This window comes from Lysobacter korlensis (genome assembly GCF_042434515.1).
The window spans coordinates 627055-644105 of record NZ_JBHLTG010000003.1; the positions used below are offsets into that span (position 1 = coordinate 627055).

General features: G+C 62.4%; 15 protein-coding genes. 7 read left to right on the forward strand and 8 right to left on the reverse strand.

Going from position 1 to position 17051, the window contains the following annotated elements:
* Window positions 1–14: 14 nt before the first annotated feature.
* The 3 genes from ACFFGH_RS15930 (at window position 15) to ACFFGH_RS15940 (ending at window position 5532) form a co-directional block, all read left to right on the forward strand.
* Window positions 15–200 carry a hypothetical protein gene (locus ACFFGH_RS15930; RefSeq protein WP_386669970.1) on the forward strand — a complete coding sequence of 62 codons (186 nt, stop codon included), beginning with the start codon at window positions 15–17 and terminating at the stop codon, window positions 198–200.
* Window positions 201–370: 170 nt separating this feature from the next.
* Complete coding sequence (locus ACFFGH_RS15935; RefSeq protein ID WP_386669971.1) at window positions 371–964, forward strand: hypothetical protein; 594 nt, start codon at window positions 371–373, stop codon at window positions 962–964.
* Window positions 965–1446: 482 nt separating this feature from the next.
* Entirely contained in the window at window positions 1447–5532 is a 4086-nt protein-coding gene (locus ACFFGH_RS15940) for an NACHT domain-containing protein (RefSeq protein ID WP_386669973.1), read from the forward strand.
* A gap of 143 nt (window positions 5533–5675) precedes the next feature.
* Here ACFFGH_RS15940 and ACFFGH_RS15945 read toward each other — a convergent pair whose 3' ends face one another.
* Both ACFFGH_RS15945 and ACFFGH_RS15950 read right to left on the reverse strand, forming a co-directional pair.
* Complete coding sequence (locus tag ACFFGH_RS15945; RefSeq protein WP_386669976.1) at window positions 5676–7190, reverse strand: hypothetical protein; 1515 nt, start codon at window positions 7188–7190, stop codon at window positions 5676–5678.
* 167 nt (window positions 7191–7357) lie between these two features.
* Entirely contained in the window at window positions 7358–7708 is a 351-nt protein-coding gene (locus tag ACFFGH_RS15950) for an HNH endonuclease (protein WP_386669979.1), read from the reverse strand.
* A gap of 248 nt (window positions 7709–7956) precedes the next feature.
* On the opposite strand from ACFFGH_RS15950, the gene ACFFGH_RS15955 reads away from it, so the two are divergent.
* Window positions 7957–9528, forward strand: a complete 1572-nt coding sequence (locus ACFFGH_RS15955; RefSeq protein WP_386669980.1) for a pre-peptidase C-terminal domain-containing protein — start codon at window positions 7957–7959, stop codon at window positions 9526–9528.
* 37 nt (window positions 9529–9565) lie between these two features.
* Here the strand turns inward: ACFFGH_RS15955 and ACFFGH_RS15960 are convergent, their stop codons facing one another.
* The gene (locus ACFFGH_RS15960; protein WP_386669983.1) at window positions 9566–9835 is read right to left on the reverse strand and encodes a hypothetical protein; all 270 of its coding nucleotides are present in this window, start codon (window positions 9833–9835) and stop codon (window positions 9566–9568) included.
* Between the two features lie 73 nt (window positions 9836–9908).
* The gene (locus ACFFGH_RS15965; RefSeq protein ID WP_386669985.1) at window positions 9909–10385 is read right to left on the reverse strand and encodes a hypothetical protein; all 477 of its coding nucleotides are present in this window, start codon (window positions 10383–10385) and stop codon (window positions 9909–9911) included.
* 435 nt (window positions 10386–10820) lie between these two features.
* Between ACFFGH_RS15965 and ACFFGH_RS15970 the strand changes: the two genes are divergently transcribed.
* Window positions 10821–11849 carry a mechanosensitive ion channel family protein gene (locus ACFFGH_RS15970; RefSeq protein ID WP_386669986.1) on the forward strand — a complete coding sequence of 343 codons (1029 nt, stop codon included), beginning with the start codon at window positions 10821–10823 and terminating at the stop codon, window positions 11847–11849.
* Between the two features lie 183 nt (window positions 11850–12032).
* Here the strand turns inward: ACFFGH_RS15970 and ACFFGH_RS15975 are convergent, their stop codons facing one another.
* Complete coding sequence (locus ACFFGH_RS15975) at window positions 12033–12353, reverse strand: hypothetical protein (protein ID WP_386669988.1); 321 nt, start codon at window positions 12351–12353, stop codon at window positions 12033–12035.
* A 224-nt stretch (window positions 12354–12577) separates the two neighbouring features.
* Here ACFFGH_RS15975 and ACFFGH_RS15980 point away from each other — a divergent pair, with 224 nt between their 5' ends.
* On the forward strand, window positions 12578–12958 hold the full coding sequence (locus tag ACFFGH_RS15980) for a YajD family HNH nuclease (protein ID WP_446686153.1): 381 nt from the start codon (window positions 12578–12580) through the stop codon (window positions 12956–12958).
* A 409-nt stretch (window positions 12959–13367) separates the two neighbouring features.
* Here the strand turns inward: ACFFGH_RS15980 and ACFFGH_RS15985 are convergent, their stop codons facing one another.
* The gene (locus ACFFGH_RS15985; RefSeq protein ID WP_386669990.1) at window positions 13368–13844 is read right to left on the reverse strand and encodes a hypothetical protein; all 477 of its coding nucleotides are present in this window, start codon (window positions 13842–13844) and stop codon (window positions 13368–13370) included.
* 995 nt (window positions 13845–14839) lie between these two features.
* Between ACFFGH_RS15985 and ACFFGH_RS15990 the strand changes: the two genes are divergently transcribed.
* The gene (locus ACFFGH_RS15990; protein ID WP_386669991.1) at window positions 14840–15703 is read left to right on the forward strand and encodes a hypothetical protein; all 864 of its coding nucleotides are present in this window, start codon (window positions 14840–14842) and stop codon (window positions 15701–15703) included.
* A 292-nt stretch (window positions 15704–15995) separates the two neighbouring features.
* On the opposite strand, the gene ACFFGH_RS15995 is transcribed toward ACFFGH_RS15990, so the two are convergent.
* Together ACFFGH_RS15995 and ACFFGH_RS16000 are read right to left on the reverse strand one after the other, a co-directional pair.
* Window positions 15996–16652 (reverse strand): L,D-transpeptidase, encoded by a 657-nt coding sequence (locus ACFFGH_RS15995; protein WP_386669993.1) that lies wholly within the window; start codon window positions 16650–16652, stop codon window positions 15996–15998.
* Between the two features lie 128 nt (window positions 16653–16780).
* Complete coding sequence (locus ACFFGH_RS16000) at window positions 16781–17038, reverse strand: hypothetical protein (RefSeq protein WP_386669995.1); 258 nt, start codon at window positions 17036–17038, stop codon at window positions 16781–16783.
* Window positions 17039–17051 lie beyond the last annotated feature (13 nt).

Below are 17051 nucleotides of genomic sequence, written 5' to 3' on the forward strand. Positions count from 1 at the left end.
GCTGGAGCAGGCCCGTGAGTGACGGCGCCGCCCGCGCGCCCGAGCCTGTGCTGCTGCGTGACGGCGGCATACAGTTCGTGCCCGCGCACAACCGCGAACCGCTTGAGGCCTGGAGTGAGCTCATGGACGTCGTCGAAGCGCTGTGCCCGCAATGGCCCGTGCGCGCACCGGCGCGCTACGCCAATCGCTTCCGCCTTTAGCCGGCACCGGCGCGGCTAAACGCGACCGAGCCACCCGGAATTTTTCTCGAAGCGCCCGCCTACGCGGGCGTTTCGCGTTTCCGGGCCCCAAAATCGCGTCGATCGCGTTTGCCGCCACCGCGCCCTTCCATTAGCGTGCGCATCTGGACATGGACAGCTGGGGAGCTGTTATGGAAATCAAGCAAAAGCGCACCTCCAACCGCATTCGCTACGTCTTCGGCGAGGACGAGCTGCAGTACTCATGGGAAGACGGCTCCGGCAGCCGCTCGTTCTCGGTGCAGTACACCGACATCACCCGCGACCGCCAGACGCTGGTCGAGCGCAACGAATGGCTGCGCAACGTCGGCTTGCTGTGGCTCGCGCTCGGCGTCGTCACCACCGGCCTGGCCTGGTTCAACAAGGGCCAGCTCGACCCCTCGCTGTGGCTATTCATCGGCGCCGGCTGCTACGGCGTCTACCGCGTGCGCGCCACCGGCTTCACGATCCTGCCGAGCGACAAGGGCAACCTGCTCGTCATCGACGGCGACGAAGGCAAGCGCATCATCGGCGAGATCGAATCCCGCCGCGCCGCCCAGTTCCTGCGCGAGTACGACTTCATGCCCGAGAACGATACGCCCGAGCAGCTGCGCGGGCGGTTCAAGTGGCTGCACAAGGAGGGCGCGCTGAGCGACGAAGAGCTGCAGCGGCGGTTGGCGGTGGTGGATGCGAGGGATCCGGGGCGGATGCAGAGCGAATTGGCGCCAGCTCGTGCGGTGCTGAACTAGTCGCGCCTCAGTCGGCCCCACCATCCAGGGCGAGCGGTAAGTGAACCTGACCCCGTTAGCTGGTCGCGACTTTCTAGCTGGTCGCGACTTTCGAAGATCTCACCTAAATGCTTGATTTCTCCAGAATTAACCCAGTTCAGCAAGGCCAGAGGTCGTCATTTGAGGAACTTGTCTGTCAGCTAGGTTCGCTTGAGCAACCGGAAGTTGGCGCGACGTTTAGGCGGGTCGACGGCGCCGGCGGGGATGGCGGCGTCGAGGCCTATTGGACAACAGCTGATAGGCGGGTGGAGGGCTACCAGGCTAAGTTCTTTCTGCGCAGCGGCGAAATTGACTGGGTCCAGGTTGACGAGTCGGTAAAGCAAGCCCTGGCGACGCATCCGAAGCTGCGGCGGTATGTTGTGGCTTTTCCTTGCGACCTTACCGACAGAAGTGGGTCCAAGCGACGCGGCAAGTCCGGGTGGGAACATTGGGCGGACCGAGTATTGCTTTGGAAAACCTGGGCTCTACAGGCTGGGAACATCGATATTGAGTTCGCTGCTTGGACGGCAAGCGAACTGGTTGCTCGCTTATCAAAGCCGGAATCAGCTGGCCTTCAAGAGTTCTTTTTCGGTGAAGTGTGCCTGTCGACGGAGTGGTTCAACGACAAGTTGAGCGAATCCATTCTCGCACTAGATGAGCGGTTTCACCCTGAGGACCACATTGAGGTACGCGCGGAAAAGCTGTTCATGGCACTCGCGCGATCGCAGGAGTATCGAGGCGAACTGCTTGAATATTTGGGTGCGGCGGCTGCAATCGGCGCCTCCGCAAAGCTGCTGGATGGGTTTGAGCCGTCACATCAGCAGCGGGACTTGTGCGTGTTGTCAGCTTCACTAGAGGCGTTTCGCGACATCCAGAAAGACATCGAGTGCGATCCGCATGTCGGTTGGAACGCTGACAGCTGGATCGCGAAAGTTAAAGCGGTCCGATCAGCGTGCGAAAGGCTGAGTAAGTTCTATTGGCAGTGCGATAACACTCTCGATCGAAACGACACCGCGAAATACGACACACGCAACCGGATCGAATGGGCGAGGGAATTCGAAGAGGCGCTGGAGCGGCTTGAGTACGCCTTCGGAGCAGATCATAACGACGCCGAGCGATCTCGGATTGCGTTCGTACGCGGCAGTGCCGGGTCGGGGAAGAGTCATCTGCTAGCGCGAGGGGCACAAATCGCGCTACGGACTGGACGTCCCGCCGTTCTAGTTCTGGGAAACCGCCTTAATGACGGGGACCTATGGACCCAGCTGGCGCAAGCGCTCGGGCTTCCAGGCCGGACACCGGAACAGCTGCTCGGCGCGCTCGACGCTGCCGGAAAGCGAGCCCGAGCGAGGACGTTGTTGCTCATCGATGCGATTAACGAGGGCGCGGGTAGCAGGTACTGGCGGAATAACATCGCCGGGCTCATTCATCCCTTAAAGGCTTACTCTCACGTCGGTGTGGTGGTGGCTTGTCGGGATGAGTATTTCGACTTAGCAATTCCGTCGGAAATTGCGAAGAGCGGTCCAGTCGTAAGGATTCGAGGATTCGAGACGCACTCAGAGCAGCTCAATGCCGCTCGTGTATACCTGGACCGAAGGGGGATCGCCCGCCCTAGCACGCCCTGGTTGGCGCCTGAGTTCGTCAATCCCCTTTTCCTACGTGCGGTCTGCACGTCACTTGCGCGCGATGGGAAAACCGAGTTCCCATCAGGCCTAAATGGTACGAAAAAAATTCTGTCTTACTATCTGGACAGCATTGGCGCTGAAATATCTAGGCGCGAAGGCAGCGCAGTCTCACTAGCAACCAATGTGCGACGTGCGGTGCTGCGTATCGCCGGCGTCATGCTCGACCAGCGACAAGACTACTTGGACTTCGGCCGTTGTCGCGCCGTGCTTGCTGGGGAATTTGACAACATAGCTCCGAACGAAGGCGACTGGCTGTCTGTCTTCTGCGGCTGCGGCCTGCTCCGCAGGGACCCGAGCCCAATAGCGGACGAGTTTCTGCAAGAGGACGTTGTCAGGTTCAGCTTCCAGCGGTTTCAAGACTTCCTGATGGCAGAGCAGGCGCTCGCTGGCGAGCGCGCGGCTGAAGGGCTTTTTGACATCGACGGCAAACTCAATTTCTGCTTGGAGCCCTCGGGGTTGGCTTGGGAGTGGCGAGGGCTGGTCAGCGCGCTGGCGATTGCTATCCCCGAAAAGCTCGGTCATGAACTCGTCGATTCACTACCGGGTGGCGAGGAAGCCTGGTGGCCGGATTGGGGCGTTAGAGCGGCGTTCGTCGACAGTGTGCGCTGGCGGATTCCAACGTCGTTTTCGGCTCGGTCGCTAGAGCTGTTGAATCGTTGCGACGATCCTCACGAGATTCTGTTGAGCGTTGCGGTGGCGGCGAGTCACCCATGGAATGCGAACTTTCTTACGTCGAATTTACTTCGGCGGCGACTACCTCGACGAGACGCAACTTGGACCACCTGGGTCAATGACCAATCAGAGTCCGCCGATTCCACGCTGGGGGTGCTGCTTGAGTGGTGCCGCGTGGGACAAGCACCGACATCGAATGCCGAAAATCAATACTTGGCCGCGCTAACGCTGTGTTGGCTATTTACTTCCACGAACCGTGCGATACGTGACAACGCAACAAAAAGCCTCTCCTCGCTATTGCTTTCTAACCGCGGTATTTTTCCGAAGCTCCTAGCTGAGCTCGAGAACGTAGACGATCTGTACGTCCACGAGCGGCTAGTCGCAGCAGCGTTTGGTGCATGCTGTAAAGATCCAGATGGCGAGCGTCTTAGAGAGTACTCAGGCGCGGTCGCACGCCACATGTTCAAGGCGAAGCGCGCGCCGTTCAGCATCCTTTTACGCGACTATGGACTTGGCATTGTCGAACTAGCTGATGCACGCGGCGTTCTTCCTCCCGATGTCGAAGTCGCCGACTGCAGTCCTCCGTACCAGTCGTCACCTGTGGTTGCCAATGTCAGTCAGTCACGCCTCGATGAGATCGCAAAGCGCGCGGGCGACGATTCGATTGTTCGATCGGCGACGTCTTGGGGGGATTTCTCGAGATACGAGATTGAGCCTCGTACGCGGCGCTTTCTCAATGTGCGTATCAATGAGGTAGTGCCGCTGACGACCCGTCAGAAGGAGCGCGCTTTCGAACGGGAGGTTATTGGCAGCGCCAAGGACAGAATCCGGTCCTACGAGCGCCTTGCGAGGGCGGCGAACCCCTACATCTCCGGTTTAATTGCCCCGTCGTTCCCCAATGAGCCAGGGCCCCCGTCGACAGAGGCGTTACGGAAGTGGACCCGCGCGTTGAAACGGGCGGAGGACTCACTGTTCGCCCTACTCACGCAAGAAGAGATTGGACGGTTCCAAACGGATGCGGCGCCACATCTCTACAGGGAGACTGGTGCGAAGGACGTTGATCGAAGGTTTGACCTTGATTCGCTTAAGCGGTGGGTGGCACGTCGCGCGTATGCGTTCGGCTGGTCGGATAAGAGATTTCCGAGAGATCGATCGTCGAGTTACGGGAGAGATCGCGCCAAAGTCGAAAGAATCGGCAAGAAGTACCAGTGGCTGGCAATGGATGAGCTGTTGTGCAGGCTTGCCGACAACTTCTGGATCGATTCGGAGTACGAGGCTCCGCCTGTTATTTACAAGAGCCCCTTGGATCTAGGGTTCGAGCGCGACATTGATCCGACCATTCTCGGTACGGAGTCCGAGCCGACCCCGATTGGTGTGCGCTGGGCCAGTGACCCATGCATCTCTTTGGGTGCGGCAGACGAGGGCGAGTTGCGGAGTTGGCCCTTCGAGAAGAACTTGGAGAATGGCATAAAAGGCCTTGCAACGCGACGGGACGAGAATGGTACCGAGTGGCTCGTTCTATATGAGCACCAAGCCGAAGACGACAAATACTCAGATCATCGTGGCGAGCATGGTTTGCGGAGACAGGAGTTCCGCTTCTTGGCAACCATACTCGTAGACGCGACTGATGCGGCTGGAGCCGCAAAGCACCTGCGCAGTAAAAAGAACCTCGATTTATCGCAGTGGGCGGTACCCGAGTTTACCGACGGTCCCTTTCTGCATGAATTGCCGTGGCGAAACACGTGGGATCAGCGCAAATGGATATTTGATTCGTGGCGCATGCAAGTCGGGACGCGCTATGCGCAGACTGTCGCGCGCTACCACTGGGAGTCGCACCTGGATGCTTCTTTGCCCGAAGGCTATTACGGCTACGTTCCGATGCCTTGGCTGTGCAAGGAGCTTGGCTTGACGGCAGGCAAAGCTGGCATATGGCGCAATGCGAGTGGAGAAGTTGTTTACAAGGAGGTAAAGGCGCTCCCCAGGGGCGAAGTTTGCTTGTTGAGGATGCATGAAGCGCGGCTCCTTCTGGGCGGCGATTGCAGCTGTGTCACCTTGCTAATCGCCGAACGGACGGCGTGGCCCGGAGGAAGTAACGCATTCGCAACGTGGCGTCGAACCGAGGGTGTTGCGTGGACGGATGGCGGACGAACACGTAGTTCTGTTTGGTCGAGGGACACGCGAAACGGGGAAGATTAAGAGGCGGCAGGCTCAGGGGGGGAGTAACGGGGTCAGGTTAACTTACGCACCAGGTACGGATGTAGTTAATCCCTTGTCGCCACGACCGCCCCTGTTTGGCCCAGCCGATTCTTCATCGCGCGCGCTCTCATTCATGGTTGCCGTCAGTAGCGGCGCAATGCATCTGTGATCCTGACACTCCGGTCCGCTCCAAGTTCACTTACCCGATCAGTTAGGGCGCTCAGCAGAGCCCGCTTTCGCACATCCCCGAGGGGTGCGTAGGCCTCACTGCGCCGGATCCAGTCGTCGGCTGCCGTAAGCCACCACAGGAAGTCGGAATCCGCAATTCGCAGTCCAAGTAGCTGATCCAGGCGGTCCCACAGCCCGCCGGTGTTGAGGAGCTTGCGCATGGCTATCCGCCCGGCTTCGCCAACGTGGTCGGACGCCAGCACGTGCTGGATGAGACCGCTATCAAGGCAGATGGCGCTGTCGCACACCGCAGTGTTCAGTGCCGCAAGTACCCGCCGCCCGCCGAGCTCAAGCAACTTTGAGAACTCATCCGGCGATACGGATTCGCCAGTCTTCAGCAGGCCCTTAAGTGCAAGCTGTCGAACGATGGGGCGGTCAGCCAGTAAAAGCCGCCTCATGCGACCCGCGTCTTGGTTCTCGGGCTCTTCTGCCAAAGAGGCCAGCGCACCGAGCGGGAAGGGGACGGACGGATGGTCGAGTGCAGCGCGCCACGCCTCTCGCGGATCGCTGCCACTCTGACGTGTGAGGAATGCCGCAAGCCGGCGGACACCTACGGAGCGGTCGAGGAGTGCACGGGGCAATGCGGCTGCGGCGGCAGCGTTGTCAGTGGTCGCGAGCGCGCGCAGCGACTCCCTGCGAATGACGGGGTGCGGCGCTTTGAGCCCGGCGGCTGCGAGGTCCCCGAGTCCCTTTGCGCCAAGCGTTGTCCCTGCATGGCGTAGGGCGTGCAGACCGATGCGCGGGTCGGGCTGCAGGAGTGCCGGCAGGAGGATGTCATCACCGCGCGCCACGGCTTGCTGGTAAGCCCAGCGGCGCACGGATGGCGTGCGGCTCTCCAGCGCAAGATGCAGGGCCTCGCGGTTTCCCGGCGCGAGCATCCAGCAGTCGACGTTCTCTACGAGCCACTCCTCGCCTGATCTCTCGCGTTGCTTGAGCCGCAGGACAAGCGGCCACGCCGACACGACCTCGTCTGGGTCGCACTGAGACAGCAACTGCACGACCGCATCGCGTGCGGCAAACCGAACCGGCGCCGCCCAGTCGGCGCATCGTACGAGCGCCGCCGCCAGCGTGAGATATCCGGGGAACTCAGCGAGGCGCCATACCGCTTTCTGCCGCTCGCGCCCATCGGGGTGCGAGCACGCGATAAACAGCAGGGCACTCCGTACGTCATCCACAAGCGGGCACGCACCGACGGCGTGCAGTGTGCCGAGCGCCCAATGCCGATAGGCGTCACTGCGATACGAGCGGAGGCGCTGGTCGATGTTCAGCAGCTCGTCTGCGCGTATCGCCACAAAGTCGCTCGCGGCCGGTTCCGCTTTGGCTGGGCCCATCCCTGCACGCAGCGCATCGGTCAGGATGCGCGGCAGTACGTCGCAGGGATCGCTGGGCACCCGTAACGGCTCGGAGCGGAAGAGAGTGCGCCAGTCCATGGGCTTTGTTGCTTTGCCGGAGAGGAGGAGACTGTGTCATTCGAGCGCATGGCTGGCAAACGGATCGAGTTCGCCGCAAGTCGCCAGATGCATAGCCGGCTAAAGGGGCTGGGCCCAAAGGAAATGGCGGTAGTTACGTCGGCTTAACGGACTCGGTCCGTACGCCTCTATGCCTTAAAGCAGTTGTCGCGATGCCACTGCAAATACGTCGCGTGCGGGCGCAGCTCAGGGGCATCCGGCACTGCGAGCATTCGGCCAGGCCGGATCAGCTTGTCGAGGTCGTCAGGTATGCCGTAGGGCGAGAGAAGAATCTGAAAGTCGTCAGTAAAGGTCATGAGTCCACGGTCGAACAGCCAATGCGCCGTGCCCGTGAGCGCAATGCCGTTACGCACGGTGTCTGGTCCATCGGCTTCAAAAATGGGGTCAGGTTCATTTTGTCGCAGGGCAAGTCGAGCCGTGGCAGACGGGGCATAGCGGACGCCCGGGCGAAGGTGCCTCAGCTTGGCCACGGATCGCATACACGGCTGTCGGAATCCGCGCCGCCTCTGAATCGGAAAAGTCCACTCTGACCCGGTTGTCGACCCTGACCCCGGTTGTCGTCGGGTTCGCCCCAAAACAAGGCCCCGCAGAGCGGGGCCAGAACGTGGCGCCGGTCACCCTTTTACGGCGATAATTTCCCCGCCGCGACCTCCACGGGGATTGAAGATCGCAGCTCGAACTGGCGGAGTGCCGGTCGACCAGCCAAACCACAAAGCAGGGGATACGCATGAAGCGAATGCTGGCAGCCTTGGTGCTGTCCGGATTGGCATTGCCCGTAGGGGCAGTGGGCACCTACATTCCGGCGCCGAGCCGGTTCGACATGGTTCACGACGAGGCGCGCGGCATCGTCTACATCAGCCACGGCACCGAGGTGCTGCGCTACCAGGTGACGACCGGCACGTTCCTGAGCCCGATCGTCCTGGGCGGCGCGCTTTCCGGCCTCGACATCTCGCCCGACAATCGCACGCTCGTGGTCGGCGACTTCACCGATTCGGTGAGCCAGTCCTGGGTTCATCTGGTCGACCTGGACTCGCTGTCGCATCAGAAAGCCACTGTGGCTACGCCCGACTACATGGAGGGCAACACTTTCGTCGCCGTCTACGACGCCAACGGCAAGATCTACACGACCTCCAGTTTCAATGGCTCCGGCTGGGTCCAGATGCGGCGACTCGATCCCGCGACCGGCGTGTGGACCAACCTGGCCTCCGTTGGACAGAACTCGATGCTGTCGGCCAGTGGCGACGGCCTGACGATCGCCTTCGCCGAGACCAACCTCTCCGACGGCCCTTGGGGTCTGTTCGACGTGCCGACGGGCGGGATCGTGCGCCGCGGCGGGTACCAGAACGGCACCTCGCGGTTCAACTACGAGATCGGCACCGACCGCTTCGGCGCGCAGTTGTCGATCCCGACCTACGGCGGCACGATGGTCTACGACGACGTCTACGCGAAGATCGCGACGATCGGGACCTACGCCGGCGCACAGCCGGTCGGCGTCGCCTACCATCCGGTCGAGCGCATCGCCTACTTCCCGTTCGCCCAAACCTCCGAAGTGCGCGTGTACGACATGAACACGCGCACCCAGACCGGCTCGTTCGACTTCGAGTACACCTTCAGCCACCCGGGCAACGCCGCCTTCCAGAACGGGCGCACCCGCCTGTCGCGCGACGGCTCGCTGCTGATGGTGTCCGTGGGCGGCGGCGTGCGCATCCACCAGCAGTACGCACCTCTGCAGGCCAGGTCCATCAGCGCATCGACGGCTTTCGGCCAGGCCAGGCACGTGACCCTCGACGGCTCGGTTGGCAACGGCGGCAACGTCGCCTATTCGCTCGGCACGGCGCCCAGCCACGGCACCGTAACCATCGCTGGCAATGTCGCGACCTACACGCCGGCCGCTGGCTACAGTGGCGCCGACTCGTTCACCTATCGGGTCAGCTACGGCCGGGCGGTGCGCGAAGCCACGGTGTCGATGACCGTGGGCGAGGGCCCGGTTACTGTGTTGACGAGCAAGGTCGCCGTCACCGGCGTCAGCGGCGCGGCCGGAGGCAGCAAGATGTACAGCATCGTTGTGCCTGCTGGCGTGAGCCGGCTCAACCTGACGACCTACGGCGGCACCGGAGATGTCAGCCTGTACGTCGGCCGCGATTTCAAGCCGACCACAACGGTGCATAGTTTCAAGTCCGTTCGTTCGGGCAACAACGAGACCGTGCGCATCTCCAAACCGGCTGCGGGCACGTACTACCTGCTGGTGCAGGGTGAGACCAACTTCAGCGGTTTGTCGGTGCAGGCCCGCATCGACTGAAAGTTGCAAACATCGCGGCCGTGGTGACGCGGCCGCACTAAAAACCCCGGCTTTGGTCGGGGTTTTTCTGGCCACAAAAGAGGCAAAAAAAGAAAAAAGGGGTCAGGTTGGGCTGCCCCGCATTCCACAGACAGGTAGTCAGGATACAGACCTGACCGGTTGGTATTCCCGCTCCGCCTGCACCGGCGACCGATATCCCAGCGCCGAATGCAATGCGGACGCGGTTGTAGAAGAGCTCGACATACTCGAACACCGCGCTGCGTGCGGCTTCGCGGTCCTTGAACCGAGAAAAGGAGGTCAGGTTCACTTACCAGGGAAGTGAACTAGCCCCCTTTGAACGAGTAGTGGCGCTCCGGCCCGGGACCGAGCACCCGCGACTGTTATCTGCCAACGCCGGCCATCACCCCGAATCGGAATCGTGCCGATTGTTCCGCGCCGCCGTCGCCCGTCGATTGCGCCATGCGCATCGTCGATAACAACGCAAGCCCGGCGCTGAAGTTGAGCCCATCGATGACGTCGTGCAGTGTGGGCACGAACTTCATATCTGCGGCGCGGCGAGCCCTGGCGTGTTCCGCGGAACCGGCGAGCGCAGGGTGGCCGTACAGAGGCGAGCGTTCCAATACTTCCAGCAGTGCCTCGCCTTCGCCAAGGCGTGAAGCCTTGCGCAGCAGGCGCAGCAGGGTTTCGGCATCCGGCGTGTCGGGCCCGGTCAGGACGCGGTCGATCGCCTCGCCGGACACCCGTTCGACCCACAGCGCGCGCAAATGGCGGTCCACCGTGGGGCGTACCAGCGACAGCATCGGACCGAATATTTGCCGCTCAGACAGGGTGACGATCGCCACGTGGTGCTCGATCACCTGATCATGCAACGCAAGCGCCGGTGTGCTCCGCCGGGCGTGCGACCAGAATAGGGGTCAGGTTCATATGTTCTTCGCAGCTGAGCCGACTGCTGCTGCGGTGGCGAGCCGCGACCCGAACCGCCGAACGCATGCTCGCCGTCGGCCTGCATCGCATCAAGCGACTTGTGGACCCGGTTGCGCGGCACGCCCAGCTCCGCCTCCAATCGCGTCACCGGGCTGTGGCCCCGCTCCATCAAGCGCGTTGCCTTGCGCTTGAACCGCGGAGTGAACCGCTGCCTTTCCATGCAACAGCTCCGGGGTTGTCCCCATTCTCAGGTGTCTATGGAAGTGGGCCAATCCACTCTGACCCCTGTTTTCGTGTTCGGGCCCGGTGAACGAGGGATCGGGGGCAGCGCGTTAGGATGCCGAGCAAACAGTCAGCGGGCCTCGAGAATGAAGTCGTGGGAAGCGGTCAATAGTGCAGGCGCTGGGCTCGCCGGTGTTGAACCGGATGTGGGGAATGCCTGGGACACCGTCGACGCGATGGTGGACGGATTCTTCGCCCTCCTGCCGAATATCGCCATTGCCGCCGTCGTCTTTCTTGTCTTCTGGATCGTGGCAAAGGTGATCCAGAAAGTCGTGGCCAGGGCAACGGCCAATCGCGAGAACGGCAATCTCGCCACCGTGCTTTCCAGGCTGGGTTACTGGGTGTTGCTGATCTTGGGCCTGCTCGTCGCGATCACCATCATCGTGCCGTCGATGACGCCCGGAAAGCTGGTGTCCACCCTGGGTATCGGTGGTGTCGCAATCGCCTTTGCGTTCAAGGATATTTTCCAGAACCTGCTTGCCGGGATCCTGATCCTGCTGCAGAAGCCGTTCCGTGTCGGAGACGAGATCACAAGCGGCGCGTTCACGGGAACGGTCGAGGCAATCGAAACCCGCGCCACCTGGATCAAGACCTACGACGGCATTCGCGTCATCGTGCCGAACAGCCAGATCTACCAGGAACCGGTGAGCGTCATCACCGCTTACGGCATGGTCCGCAGTGAATACGACGTGGGCATCGGCTACGGTGACGATATCGGGCAGGCCTTGGAGGTCGCGCTGGATACGCTGAAAGGGATCGACGGGATCCTGGACGATCCTGCACCCGACGTTCTCGTGTGGGAACTTGCCGGGTCCACGGTCAACCTCAGAATGCGTTGGTGGACCAACCCCAAGCGCGCCAATGTGGTGGTCAAGCACAGTGAGGTACTGCGAAAGGTGGCGGAAGCGATGGGCGCGGCCGGCATCGATTTGCCGTTCCCCACTCGGGTCGTGCTTTTGCATGACCAGACCGAGGCCACCGATGGCGACCGCACGAAACAACGTGAAGGTTGGCCGGCCGGAGACTCCCCGCCGCCCGCCCGTACCGTCGCAGGCGCGCTGATCCAGGCGGCTGAGCAGGCACCAGCGCAGCAGGGTGACAAACCCGCCACCTGACCCCGTTCCGTTCAGAGCGCCCGCGACTGTTATCTTCCAACGCCGGCCATCACCCCGAGTCGGAATCGTGCCGATTGTTCCGCGCCGCTGTCCCCGGGTCAAAAAAGAGGTCAGGTTCATTTCCATGGAAATTTGAACTGGACCTCTTTTTTGACCCTGTCAGCGCAGTACTACCTCGCGGTCTCACGCCTCGTCTTCTTCCCTGCGCCGGGCGCGTAGCGCGCTGCTGGCGATCAGCACAGAGCAGAACTGCGCCACGTCGCTATTGGAGCGCATGGAAAAGACCGCGCGTCCGTAACGTCCTTTGCGTCCCTTCGAGTCGCACTCCCACTGCTGGGCCTGCAGGTAGCCGCCACTGTTGATCTGTACGCGATAGGCCACGCCGTGGTGGGCTTCGATGACCACCCTGACCATGGTCTCGCCGCCCTCGATCTCGAATCCCTGCTCGACACCGACCTGCTGGATGAAACGGAGCCAGGTCTTCAATTTTGCGGCGCTGGCCATTCAATCCTCCCGAGTGTGCAATGTCTGCCATGGTCGCACCCATGGGATTAGGGGCAGGCGACGACAAGCGCCGAAATCACCGGAGCGAAGGGGGCGGAGGCAGTTAAAGCCGACTAGGGCGCTCCGTCTCCATAGTGCCCCGCGCATGCTTTCCGCCGCTTCGGGTGATACTTCGGCACGCGATCAGCAATCGCTTTCCCTGCCGCCCCACGGGACCCATGACCATGACCACGCCACAAGACGCCAAGCTTGACCGCATCGTTGCAGAGGCTAGGCGCAGCGCCGAGCAGCGCGACCAGGGTTACCGCGAGCGTGCGCTGAAGATGTACCCGTGGGTCTGTGGCCGCTGCGCGCGCGAGTTCACCCGCGCCAACTTGCGGGAGCTGACGGTCCACCACCGCAACCACAACCACTCGGACAATCCGCCCGACGGCAGCAATTGGGAACTGTTGTGCGTGTACTGCCATGACAACGAGCACTCGCGCCAGAGCGACTACACCGGGGTCAGCGCGCTGGACGCTGAGGACAAGACGCCCGCGGCGACGTCCAACCCCTTCGCCGACCTGAAGTCTCTGCTTGGGAAGCGCCCACCGAAGGACGGGTAGCCAAGCAGAAGGGGGCGTGCTCATTTCGCACAAATTGAATCTGGCTCGTTCACTTGAATACGCAAGCTGGTGTCGTCGTCAGGAATCCGCCGATGAACCCACCGAAAAAACCGCCTTCTCACCCAAATGAACAACCTGCGGATGCGCCGCTCGCGCGCGAGGGCGGGGTTCCTCACGTGCAGTCCCAACGGCGTGACCCAATTGCGTCGTGGATGGAGCTGATGGAGGCGGTGGAGGCACTCTGTCCCTGCTGGGCAGAGCGTCGTTCCTCACTGCCTGATGGCGTGTTCCGGTTGTGACCCGGCGACCGGTCCGTGATGCCGCAACGGGGTCAGGTTCACTTACACAGCCCCAAATAAAAGGCCCCGCAATGCGGGGCCTTCTTCTTCCTTGGGCTTGAGTCGTGTCGTTACGCTGCGCGTTCCGCCTCGTCCGGCTTCTTCCGCGGCGCCTTCTCGAACTGCTTTCCGAGGTCGCGGCGCAGGCTGTCGAGGCCGGCGCCCCTGCCGTTGAGTTTCAGCTGCGCGTAGCCGCGCAGCGCGGCGGTCATCACGTCGCTGCCGAGCGCCACGTTGGTGTCGGTGAGTTTCTCGACCAGGCGGTCGACGCGGGGGCGGCGTGCGGCGAGCTCGTCATGCGTGGCGAGGTCGCGGCCCATTTCTTCGAGGTCGACGTCGACCGGCGCCAGGCGTGGGTTCTCGCGCATGACGCGCAGGGTGGCGCGGCAGAACGCCTCCGAGCCGGTGCCCATTTTCGCAATGCCACGGCGCCCGCGTTCGAGCACCACCAGCATCGGGTCCCACAGCCGCTCCACCGTATCCAGTGCCGCGTCGAGTTCGGCCCACTGCGCGGTGTCGAAATGCACGCTTGCCAGGTTCTGTCCCATGCCCGTTCTCCCTGTCGTCGTTGACTTGCCCCGGGCGGCGTCGGTGCCGTCCCGTGGTGCTATTGAATGCTCGAGCTATCGCGCAGGCTGAGATTTCGCACGATCGCCTGAGACCGCTCGTCGGAGAGATGCAAAAGGCGGTGAAAGCGGTGCGGTTTCAATAGGCTACGGACCGATGGGGTGGTCCACCCGCAGGTTGGCGCAGCGGGCAGGGCAGCCGTCGCACCCCGCAATTGCATTGCCTGCATAGGTCCAAAGCATCCGTCGAACGGTCGAAAGCATTGCTCCCAATGGAATGGCCCCCGACCAGCCCCTCGAAAAGCGGTTTTCAAACGGTCGAAAGCCGTGCCCTGATAGGTCGAAAGCGTTCGCCGAATGCTTTCGACCATTGGGTGCATAGGTTGAAAGCATTCGTTGAGCGGCCAAAAGCATTCAACGAATGGTCGAAAGCGTCTGTTGAATGCTCTCGAGCAGTCGGAGCTCTGCTCTCGAGCCGGAAGGGGCCGGGCGGGTCCAACGCGCCGCCGGTGCAATGCGCGGGCGGCGGCGGCCGGTCGACCCGCGGGGGGCGGGCCATGGCACAAGACGACGTGTGCGCGGTGCGGCAGCCCATACCGGCAGCGGCGCCGGCCTTTCAAAGTTCCTGTCGGCGCGGTGGGCAATGTGCGCGTGCCGATCGAGTTGATCGCCGGCACCGGTTCGAGCTGGCCGCTTCGCCGTTTATCCATTAGCGGCGTCTCCGGCGCATACGCTGCGACGTTGCAAATAGCCCAACTCTTGCGTTGCAAATAAGTAACGCGACAAGGCGGGCATGCAGGCGAATAGTGGGAGCAGGCTGGACGGCGCTGATCCTGTACAAGGACGCGGCGCCGTGCCGCCCATGTGCTGACGCCGGGCTTGGTCTCCCAAGCGGGCGATTGACAATAATTCGCCAGCCGTGTTCGAGACTTTCCGGCGTTGTCAAAACGACTGGAACTTTTGAAGAGGACGACCTTATGAAAGCAGTCCTGCAATGCGCTTGCCTCCTGATCGGTGGAGCAATGTTTGTTTCGACGGCCGAAGCGGCCCTCGTCACGCATAACTACGTTGGCACCATCAAGCAAGTGAGAGGCCCCCAGCCTCCCGAAGTAGCGGTGGGCACCACCATCAATCTGTCGTACACGGTGGATGCCGCGACGGCTGACCAGAACTCGCTGCCCAGCCAAGGAATTTTCTTTGGCGCGATGCAGTCGCTGCGCGTGGAACTGCCGGGTCGCGAGCCGATCCTGTCGGTCAGCGGCGGCACGGTGCAGACATTCGACAACACCGAGTTGTCCGGGGTCACGCTGACCGACACGGTGCTCATGTTCAACGGCACGATCAACCAGCCCAGTGAGTTCGGGGGCCTGCCTGTCTACTACTGGCAGTTGATCCTCCAGGAAGTCACCCCGCTCGATGTGACCCCCACCATGCTCAACGGTGATGTGTTCCCAACCGAACCCATCGCGGCGCCAGAGGTGTATCTGCAACTGCAGACCACGCCTGGCTACATCACCACGCTCTTGTTGGAACTCAAGCCTGCCGAGCCTGCCGCTCCAACGGTCCCCGAAGTAGTGACCGATGCCAAGCTGCGCATCGATACGTTGGTTGAGCAGGGGCAGTTGGGTGCAGGTGTCGCCCAGTCAATCGTCGCCAAGCTCGATGTGGTCCTGCAAGCCTTCACGACGGAGAGGAACGGGGTTTGCGGTCCGCTGGTGGGACTTCGCAACCAGGTGGGCAACCTGCCTCGGCGTACTGCTGAAGAAGCGGCCGTCGCGGATGAGCTTGCCGCGCTGGTGGCGGTACTGACGGAAGCGGTGGGTACCTGTAGCGCCGAGTGAGGATTTGTCCGCTACCGGCCCCTACCGGCCGGTAGCGGACGTCGCCGGGCGCTCTTGGCGCGGCGCCGAAGCGACACGACCGCTGAGGCCGGCGCCGGCTGTGGAGAGGGAGGTCAGGTTCACTTACGCTTTCAGCGCCGACGCCGCCAAACAAAAGGCCCCGCACTGCGGGGCCTTTTGTGTTCGATGTGTGGTGACGACGCTTGGCAGCGCCTCGACGCGCATCTTCGGCTTCTTCCGTAGCGGGGTCAGGTTGGGTTCTTTGAGAAAGCGAACCTGATCCCGGTGGTCGTTACCGTTTTTGCGCGAACTCCGGGAAGGTCTCCGCGATCGACGCCTCATCCGGCAGGATGTAAAAGACGCCGCCGCGCTCGAACGTCGGCTGCATGATCTGTTCGAAAAACTCGGGCGAGACGTTGATGCAGCCATGCGTGACGCGGTTGTCGTCCGGCTTGGGCGATGCGAGGCGCTCGGCGCGCTTCTCGTCCGGGACGTTGGTAGCGGTAGGGTGGATGGCGACCGCGGAATCGTAGTCCACCCACAGCACGCGCCCGGCGTCGACGGACGGACCGAAACCGCCCACAAAGCGACCGGCCGGCGTGGTGCGGTCCCGGCCCGGAATCTCGCGAAGCGCTACACCGGCGATGCCGGGGGCCGTATGGTCGCCGACCGCCGAGCCAATGAGTACAGGTGCCGCGCCGCGAGGCCGGCCGTCGCTGCCGAACACCAGGATCTGTGCGGCGGCCTTGTCGATGATCGCGAATGGATAGCCTTGGCTGTCCTTCGCCGCGACCGCCCACCCCGCGAGCTTGATCACGTCGCGGGACACATCCTGACCTCGCGGGAGCTGGTCGAGGGCGGCGACCGGTTGCGAGGGGGCATCCTTCGCGCTGGCGATGCCGAAGCTCGCAAATGTCAGTGTCAACGCGCCGAAAACGGCGCGGATCACAGGGTGTGTGGGCGTACGGATAGGAAGATTCCTCAGAACGAAGACGGGATGGGATCAGGACACCGATGGCCCGCAAAGGCCACCGGGTTCCGGCTCAGACCGTTCGTTGCGAACAGTGCGAAGAGCGATTAACCGCGCGGCTTGCGGCGTGGTGCCGTTTCGAGCTGCTGGATGCGGCCTTCCATCTGATCCAGCCGCTGGTTGGCCTGCTGCGCCGACTGATTGGCGGCCTCGGCGCTCTGGGCCGCGCTCTGCACCCGCGTGTCGACTTGATCGAGGCGCGAGTTGATTCCCGCAAACTCGTCGTCATAGGTGGCGCATGCGGAAAGGCCGAGGGTGGCGGCGAGCGCCACGCCCATTGCGAGATGTCGCGTGGTCAGAAACATTTGAATCCTCCTT

Coding starts and splice junctions, on each gene's coding strand:
- ACFFGH_RS15985 (WP_386669990.1), bottom strand. CDS start 13,844: ATGGGACAGAACCTGGCAAGCGTGCATTTCGACACCGCGCAGTGGGCC.
- ACFFGH_RS15945 (WP_386669976.1), bottom strand. CDS start 7,190: ATGGACTGGCGCACTCTCTTCCGCTCCGAGCCGTTACGGGTGCCCAGC.
- ACFFGH_RS15955 (WP_386669980.1), top strand. CDS start 7,957: ATGAAGCGAATGCTGGCAGCCTTGGTGCTGTCCGGATTGGCATTGCCC.
- ACFFGH_RS15975 (WP_386669988.1), bottom strand. CDS start 12,353: ATGGCCAGCGCCGCAAAATTGAAGACCTGGCTCCGTTTCATCCAGCAG.
- ACFFGH_RS16000 (WP_386669995.1), bottom strand. CDS start 17,038: ATGTTTCTGACCACGCGACATCTCGCAATGGGCGTGGCGCTCGCCGCC.
- ACFFGH_RS15935 (WP_386669971.1), top strand. CDS start 371: ATGGAAATCAAGCAAAAGCGCACCTCCAACCGCATTCGCTACGTCTTC.
- ACFFGH_RS15980 (WP_446686153.1), top strand. CDS start 12,578: ATGACCACGCCACAAGACGCCAAGCTTGACCGCATCGTTGCAGAGGCT.
- ACFFGH_RS15970 (WP_386669986.1), top strand. CDS start 10,821: ATGAAGTCGTGGGAAGCGGTCAATAGTGCAGGCGCTGGGCTCGCCGGT.
- ACFFGH_RS15990 (WP_386669991.1), top strand. CDS start 14,840: ATGAAAGCAGTCCTGCAATGCGCTTGCCTCCTGATCGGTGGAGCAATG.
- ACFFGH_RS15950 (WP_386669979.1), bottom strand. CDS start 7,708: ATGCGATCCGTGGCCAAGCTGAGGCACCTTCGCCCGGGCGTCCGCTAT.